Origin of the sequence: Nocardioides sp. (assembly GCF_050699375.1) — a bacterium.
In the GTDB taxonomy this organism is placed as follows: domain Bacteria; phylum Actinomycetota; class Actinomycetes; order Propionibacteriales; family Nocardioidaceae; genus Nocardioides.
The window spans coordinates 1-7543 of sequence record NZ_JBOHDN010000169.1; the positions used below are offsets into that span (position 1 = coordinate 1).

General features: G+C 69.6%; 7 protein-coding genes. 2 read left to right on the forward strand and 5 right to left on the reverse strand.

Annotation, left to right across the window (positions count from 1 at the left end; genetic code table 11):
- Positions 1-112: 112 nt before the first annotated feature.
- The 5 genes from ACRDPS_RS12940 to ACRDPS_RS12960 all read right to left on the reverse strand — a co-directional run bounded on the left by ACRDPS_RS12940 (position 113) and on the right by ACRDPS_RS12960 (position 5944).
- Complete coding sequence (locus ACRDPS_RS12940) at positions 113-841, reverse strand: class I SAM-dependent methyltransferase (protein WP_431502051.1); 729 nt, start codon at positions 839-841, stop codon at positions 113-115.
- Between the two features lie 61 nt (positions 842-902).
- Positions 903-1394 carry a pantetheine-phosphate adenylyltransferase gene (gene coaD, locus ACRDPS_RS12945; protein WP_431502052.1) on the reverse strand — a complete coding sequence of 164 codons (492 nt, stop codon included), beginning with the start codon at positions 1392-1394 and terminating at the stop codon, positions 903-905.
- Between the two features lie 43 nt (positions 1395-1437).
- Positions 1438-2001: a 16S rRNA (guanine(966)-N(2))-methyltransferase RsmD gene (gene rsmD, locus ACRDPS_RS12950; RefSeq protein WP_431502053.1), complete on the reverse strand. Its 564-nt coding sequence runs from the start codon at positions 1999-2001 to the stop codon at positions 1438-1440.
- Between the two features lie 17 nt (positions 2002-2018).
- Complete coding sequence (locus tag ACRDPS_RS12955) at positions 2019-4283, reverse strand: ATP-dependent DNA helicase RecG (protein ID WP_431502054.1); 2265 nt, start codon at positions 4281-4283, stop codon at positions 2019-2021.
- 23 nt (positions 4284-4306) lie between these two features.
- The gene (locus ACRDPS_RS12960; protein WP_431502055.1) at positions 4307-5944 is read right to left on the reverse strand and encodes a DAK2 domain-containing protein; all 1638 of its coding nucleotides are present in this window, start codon (positions 5942-5944) and stop codon (positions 4307-4309) included.
- Positions 5945-6164: 220 nt separating this feature from the next.
- On the opposite strand from ACRDPS_RS12960, the gene ACRDPS_RS12965 reads away from it, so the two are divergent.
- Both ACRDPS_RS12965 and rpmB read left to right on the forward strand, forming a co-directional pair.
- Entirely contained in the window at positions 6165-7193 is a 1029-nt protein-coding gene (locus tag ACRDPS_RS12965; RefSeq protein WP_431502056.1) for a class I SAM-dependent methyltransferase, read from the forward strand.
- A gap of 127 nt (positions 7194-7320) precedes the next feature.
- The gene (gene rpmB / locus ACRDPS_RS12970; protein ID WP_431502057.1) at positions 7321-7506 is read left to right on the forward strand and encodes a 50S ribosomal protein L28; all 186 of its coding nucleotides are present in this window, start codon (positions 7321-7323) and stop codon (positions 7504-7506) included.
- Positions 7507-7543: the final 37 nt, after the last annotated feature.

Below are 7543 nucleotides of genomic sequence, written 5' to 3' on the forward strand. Positions count from 1 at the left end.
CATCCACGCCGGGCGCCCGTGATGGCGTGGGTCTCAGCCCGGCCGCCTTCGGCGGCGGGACTTCCTCGCTCGGCATGCACGGACGAGCAAGCTCGCCGCGCCGCCTCGCTCGTCAGCCTTTGGTCAGGACCGAGGTGCGCTCGGGGTAGGGCAGGGTCGGAGTGAGACCGGAGTGGATGGTCTCCTTCATCCCCGAGGCGGCTATGGCCTCGACGTAGCGCTTGCGGCGGCTGTTGTCGAAGACGATGATCCCGCCGGGAGCGAGCCGGTCCTTGGCCTTCTCCAGGCACGCCTCGCGGGCACGCCCGTCGATCACCACGAGGTCGAACTCGCCGTCGACGTCGTCGATGGAGTTGACGTACGTCTCGAAGTCGAGGCCCGCGTGGCCCTCCTTGTGGGAGGCGATGACGGGGTTGTCGTTGGCGACCGGCTCGATGACCCGCAGCGAGATCTTCTCCTCACCGGCGAGCTCGGCCTGCATCATCTCGCCGAAACCCTTGTGGTGCTCGACCGAGTGGATCTCGTCGGCACGGCGGGAGAGCCAGATGGTGGAGGCGCCGGAGCCGTACTCGTAGGCCCGGATCGGACGCTCGCGCTCACCCAGCCACGCGTCGACGGCGGTGATCGCGTCGTAGGTCCACCACGGCACGTCCAGCTTCGCCATCGCCAGGGAGTCGTAGACCTTGGTCAGCGAGTGGGCCCAGTGGCGCCAACGCTGCTCGACCGGCGGAGCGGTCTCCTTCGCGATTCCCGTCTTCGTCAGCCCACGACCGACTGCCTTGAGGGAGGCGGCGTAGGACTGCTTTGCCAGGGAAAGCGGGGAACGGCCTGAGGTGGACATTGATCTCCAGAGAAGAGTGTGACGGGCAGCGCTTACGCACGATACCGGCGAACGGTGCCCGTTACTCGGAACGTTCTGCCAAACGCTTGGTGAGTCGTGCGAGAACATCCGGCGGCAGGAAGGCCGAGACATCCCCGCCGAAGGCGGCCATCTCCTTGATCAGGCTGGAGGAGACCGCGGCCCAGCGCGGGTCGTTGAGCAGGAAGACGGTCTCCACCCGGGTCATGTGGGCGTTCATCTGAGCCATCGGCGCTTCGTACTCCAGATCGGGCGCGCCACGCAGGCCCTTCACGATCGCCTGGGCGTCGATCTCGACGCAGAAGTCGGTGACCAGGCCGGTGAACGCCTGGACCCTGACGTTGCCCAGCGGAGCGGCGATGTCGGTGAGCATCTCCATCCGCTCTTCGGCGGTGAACAGGCGCTTCGACTTCGACGGGTTGACCCCCACGGCGATGACGACCTCGTCGAAGATCGCCGAGGCGCGGGTGAAGATGTCGAGATGGCCCAACGTGGGCGGGTCGAACGACCCCGGGCACACCGCACGGCGCGTCAATTCATTCTCCTTGGATTCTGCTTCGATCGGTCCGGGGCTGGGTTCAGTCCGACGCAGTGCCGTACCACAGCGTGGTCTCGCCGTACTTCTTCGACTTCTGGTCGCTGAACCCATCGGGCCAGACCGGCTCGGGGCTGCGCGCGGACCGCTCGACGATCACCAGCGCCGAAGGCACCAACCAGCCGTGCTTGACCAGCAGCATGATGTCCTCGGCGACGGCGTCGTCGGAGAGCGGGTAGGGCGGGTCGAGGAAGACCAGGTCGTACGGAGCCGCCGGCGGCGTCACCAGCGCGCTCGCCACACTGCCCGCGATCACGTTGGCCCGAGGGAAGCCGATCTCCTTCGCGTTGGAGCGGATCACCCCGGCCGTACGCCGGTCCGACTCGACCAGGGTCACGACCCCGGCACCGCGGGACCACGCCTCCAGGCCGACCGCGCCGGTGCCTGCGTACAGGTCGAGGAACCGCAGCCCGTCCAGCGAGCCGTAGGAGGACTCGATCGCTGAGAAGAGCGCTTCCCGGACTCGGTCGGTGGTCGGACGGGTCCGCACCCCCTTGGGGGAAAGTAGGCGTCGCCCTCCTGCGACACCTCCGATGATCCGAGTCATTGGGACACCCTACGACGTCAAGACTTCTCGAGATACTCAGCAGAGGTCGACTCCTCGATCTCGGCGACCCGCTCGGCCAGGAGCGGGGTCTGCGCGAGGTCGGCATCCTCGTTCAGGAGCGCCTCGGCGGCCTCCCTGGCCTGCACGATCGTCTCCTCGTCCCGGAGCACCCGCAGGCTCTCCAGGCTCGAGCGCCTGCCCGACTGGGAGGCACCGAGCACATCTCCCTCGCGGCGCTGGTCGAGGTCGACACGGGAGAGCTCGAAGCCGTCTGTGGTCTGCGCGACCGCCTCCAGCCTCGTCCTCGCCGGGGTGCCGGCCTCGGCGTGGGAGACGAGCAGGCAGAGCCCGTGCAGCCCGCCTCGGCCGACCCGGCCGCGCAGCTGGTGGAGCTGGGAGACACCGAAGCGGTCTGCGTCGAGAATGACCATCGTGGTGGCGTTGGGTACGTCGACGCCGACCTCGATCACGGTGGTGGCGATCAGCACGTCGATGTCGCCGGCGGCGAAGGCGCTCATGGTGCGCTCCTTCTCCTCGGCGGGGAGCTTGCCGTGCAGCTTGGCGACCCGCAGTCCCTGCAGGGGTCCGGTGGTCAGCTCCTCGGCGATCTCGTCGACGGCGGAGAGCTCGACCGGAGCGGCCTTGACCTCGTTGCCGTCGACATCGAAGTCGCGCTGGTCCCGCTCCCCCTGCTCGGGCTCGTCGCCGCTGATCCGCGGGGCGACGACATAGACCTGGTGGCCCTTCTCGGCCTCCTCCCGGACCCGCTCCCAGACCCGGGCGATCCAGGCGGGGTGGTCGACCAGCGCCACCAGGTTGGTCTGGATCTCGGCCCGGCCCGCCGGCAGCTCGGTCAGCGTCGAGACCTCCAGGTCCCCGAAGACGGTCATCGCCACGGTCCGCGGGATCGGCGTCGCGGTCATGACGAGCAGGTGCGGCGGGGTGCCGGCCTTGTCGGTCAGGGCGGCGCGCTGCTCGACGCCGAACCGGTGCTGCTCGTCGACGACCACGAGACCGAGGTCGTGGAACATCACCTGGTCCTGCAGCAGGGCGTGGGTGCCGACGATGATGCCGGCCTCGCCGGTGGTGATGCGGCTGAGCGGCCCCTTGCGCTGGGTCTTGGTCATCGAGCCGGTGAGCATCTCGACGTGGGTCTGCTCCTGGTCGCCGGCGAAGAGACCGCCGGCCATGCCACTGGCGGCGAGGTCGCCGAGCATGGTGGTGATCGATCGGTGGTGCTGCTGGGCGAGCACCTCGGTCGGTGCCAGCAGCGCAGCCTGACCGCCGGAGTCGACGACCCTCAGCATCGCGCGGAGCGCGACCAGCGTCTTACCGGAGCCGACCTCGCCCTGGAGGAGGCGGTTCATCGGATGAGGCCGGGCCAGCGCCTGCTCGACCTCCTCTCCGATCGTCTGCTGTCCCTTGGTCAGTGTGAAGGGCAGCCGCTCGTCGAAGGCGTCGAGCAGGTTGGCGGAGCCGCCGGTGCGGGCGGTGGTGCCGAGTGCCTGCAGGGCTCGTCGCCGACGCCCCAGGACCAGCTGCAGCCCCAGCGCCTCCTCGAACCGGAAGCGGCGCAGGGCCCGTTGGACGTCCTTGAGGTCGTGGGGAGCGTGGGCCAGGTCCAGGGCCTCGCGCAGACTGGGGACGGCGTACGTCTCCCGCAGCTGTTCGGGGAGAACGTCGGTGACGTCCTCGACGACCTGCCGGGCGAAACGCACCGCCCGCATCACGTCCCAGTGCTGGAGCCCGGCGGTGAGCGGGTAGATCGGGAAGAGCTCGGTCAGCGCCTCGACGGCGAGCTCGTTGTCGGCGGCCTCGCCCGCGCTGGTCGCGTCGGTGGGGTCGCCGAAGACCACCATCTGGGGGTTGGCGAGCTGCCACTGGCCGCGGAAGGAGCCGGCCTTGCCGACGAAGACGCCGCGCACGCCCGCGGCCAGGACGCCCTTGCGCCATTCGGCGATCCGCTGGGACTTCGAGAAGAACGTCAGCTGCAGGTCGGCGCCGCCGGCCCGCAGCTGGGTCTCGACCCGGTAGGCGGGCCGGCCGGTGCGCCGGTCGGTGTGCTGGCGTACCGCACTCCTGACCACCTCGCCGAGCACGGTGAGCATCTCGCCCTCGTGCATCTCCGGGGTCTGGCTGAGGTCTGCGGTGCGCAGGTAGCGCCGCGGCAGGTGGTAGAGCAGGTCGCCCACCGTGTCCAGCCCGAGCCCTTTGGTGAACTTCGTGGCGTGCTTGCTGTTGCCCAGCACGGCCTCGATCGGCGACTCGAGGGTGATCGCCACCGTCTCTCTCCTCTGCTCGACCTCTACTCGACCGACATCAGGAGGGGGTAACGCTCCTGGCCTCCGTCGTACACCATCACATCAACGGTCGGGTGGTTGGAAGCCAACCACGCCGCCACCGCGCCGGCGAGCTCGCCCTCGGCGTCCTCCAGCCCGGAGACCAGAGTGACCAGCTCGCCACCACCACCGATGAGCCGGGCGAGCACGTAGGTCGCACAGGTCCCCAGGTCCTGGCCGACCTTCACGAAGTCTCCGCCCAGCACCCCGAGGGCATCTCCCGGCATACACGGCCCGGCCATCGTAATCGCTCGGGTGTTCGAGACAGTGACCGCACCATGCCGCGCGTGTCGCGCGGTGGCGGTCATCTCCAGGACGTCCTTGTCGAACTTCCGGCCCGGCTCGTGGACCGCGATCGCGGCCAGCCCCTGCACCTGCGTACGGGTCGGGATCACCGCGACGCTGATGTCGAGGTCGTCCTCGGCGGTGCGGGCCGCGGCCTCGGCCGACTGCCGGGTCGGGGCGTCGTTGGGCAGCACGATCACCTCGGCGGCGCCGGAGGCGGTGACCGCCTCGAGCAGCTCGGAGGTGGTCGGGCGCCGGTACGGGCCGCCCTCGATCACGATCGCGCCGGCGCCGCGGAAGAGCTCGGCGAGGCCCGGTCCGGCCGCGAACGCGATCACCGCCCGCCCGCTGCGGTTGGCGTGCCGGTGTGCCTGGCCTGCGATCTGCTCGGCGAAGTGGGTGACATGGATCCGGTGCGGGTGCCCGGCGGTGATCCCGGCCTCGATCGCGGCGCCGACGTCGTCGACGTGGACGTGCACGTTCCAGATGCCCTCGCCGCCGACGACGACCAGCGAGTCGCCCAGCGGCTGGAGGCTCTTTCGGAGGTCGGGGATCGCGGCGTCCTCGGCATCGAGGAGATACATGACCTCGTACGCCGGGCCGCCCGGAACCAGCTGATGCGCCTCGCTCGTGCCCCGGCCCGCCGGGATCGGGATGTGCGGAGTGGCCGCGGCGGGCGCCTGCGGGCTCGGCCGGCGACCGGTCAGAGCGGTCTCGAAGGCATCGAGAAGGACGCAGATCCCACGACCACCGGCGTCCACCACCCCGGCTTCAGCCAGCACCGGCAGCTGCTCCTGCGTCAGCACCAGAGCCTCGCGGGCGGCACCCGCCGCTGCCGACATCACGTCCCGGGTGCGCGCCGTCTCGTCGCCCTCGACGCACGCCTCGGCCGCGTCCGCCGCGGCTCTCAGCACGCTGAGCATGGTGCCTTCCTGGGGCTCCCCCACCGCGGCGTACGCAGCGTTGCCGGCCTTGCGCAAGGCGTCGGCGAAGACGACGGCGGTGCGCTCGTCGTCGGTGGCCTGGACCAGGCGCCGCAGCAGCGCGCCGATCATCTCGGCGAGGATCACCCCCGAGTTGCCGCGGGCATCCAGCAGGGCGCCGCGCGAGAAGGCGCGCAGCCCCTCGCGCCAGTCGGGACCGGTGAACTCGCGCAGCCGGTCACGGGCGGCGGCGATGGTCAGATAGAGGTTGGTGCCGGTGTCGCTGTCGGGCACCGGGAAGACGTTGAGCGCGTCGATCTCCTCGCGATGCGACGCGAGCGCGTCGGTCGCCAGGTCGCCGAACCGGCGGAAAAGGTCGAGCTTGACCTCGGCCACGCTGCCCTCCCAACTCCTCAGACACTGTGATGACGGACACACTGCCCGGCACCGCGGCCCCAAGGTTAGGCGGTCCCCGGGCATGGGGTAAACGACGGGTGAACAAATCCAGGGCTGCAGCAAAGACACGAGCGAGTAACAGCTTCTGCCGAGTCGCGCCCCGCGTCGGTGACGATCCATCCCTAGTGTGGACATCTCCCCGACGCCGAAGGAACTCCGCATGTCGATCCCGACCCCGACCCCGCGCGCGAAGCGCGTCAACGAGATCTTCGACTTCTCGGCCGGGCGCGGCCTCGAGGTCGGACCGCTGCACATGCCCCTCGTCCCTCGCGAAGCCGCGGAGGTCTCCTATCTCGACCTCTACGACCGCGATCGGCTCTACGAGTCCCACAAGATCAATCCCAACGTGACCCGCGACGGCATCCCCGAGATCGACTTCCCGATGTGGGACGGCACCAGGATGCGTACGCTCGACGAGGCCGCCAAGGAGGGCGCTCCGTTCGACTGGGCGCTGGCGAGCCACGTCGTCGAGCACGTCCCGGACCTGGTCGCATGGCTGGGACAGGTCGAGGCCGTCACCGCTCCCGACGGCGCCCTCATCCTGGTGGTCCCCGACCGGCGCTACACGTTCGACGCGCACCGTCCGCCCACGACGATCGGTCAGATCCTGCAGGCGTACGAGGCGGGCGACACGACCCCGTCGGTACGTGCCGTCTTCGACCACCATCGCGCCGCGGTCAACGGTGATCCCAAGAAGCTCCATCGCAGTGGCCCCAGCGAGGCGGAGAGCTGCGTCCACGACCTCGGCTACGCCAGGACCCAGCTCGAGCGAGCGCGCCAGGGCGAGTACGTCGACTGCCATGTCTGGACCTACACCGACCGCTCGTTCCCCGAGATCATCGCCGAGCTGCGCCGCCTGGGGCTGACCGGCTGGTCGGTCGAGACGCTGCTGCCGGTGCACGAGAACGACATCGAGTTCTACGTCGTCCTTCGCCGCGGCCTCTCCGCCGAGCTCCCCGAGACTCCCGCCCTGCCCGACTGGGTCGAGCAGGGCATCGAGCTGCACGAGGAGGTCGCCCGCCTCCGTGAGGTCGTCAAGGACCAGCGCAGGCGGCTCAAGTCGCAGCGTGAGCACCTCGCCGGGCAGCGGACGGAGATCGACGATCTGCGCGGCTCCAAGCGGTGGAGGCTGGCCACCGCGCTGGCCGCTCCCCTCGACCGGTGGCGGGATCGACGCAAGGAGGAGTGACGATTTCGTCCGGCGGCGAGACATCGGATACGGTTGTTTGGTTGTCTTGGCAGGGCGGCCGTCGATTGCGCGCCCGCTGGCAACACTTAATCGACCTCGATCATCTATTCAACCTCAGGAGTTCACGGTGGCTGCCGTCTGCGACATCTGCGACAAGAAGCCGGGCTTCGGCAACAACCGGCCGTGGTCCAAGAAGGCGACCAAGCGCCGCTTCGACCCCAACATCCAGCGCGTTCGCGCCGTCATCGGCGGCACCCCGAAGCGCATGAACGTCTGCACGACCTGCATCAAGGCCGGCAAGGTCTCTCGCTGACCTGAGGTTCCACGAAGGCCGTCACCCCTCTCGGGGT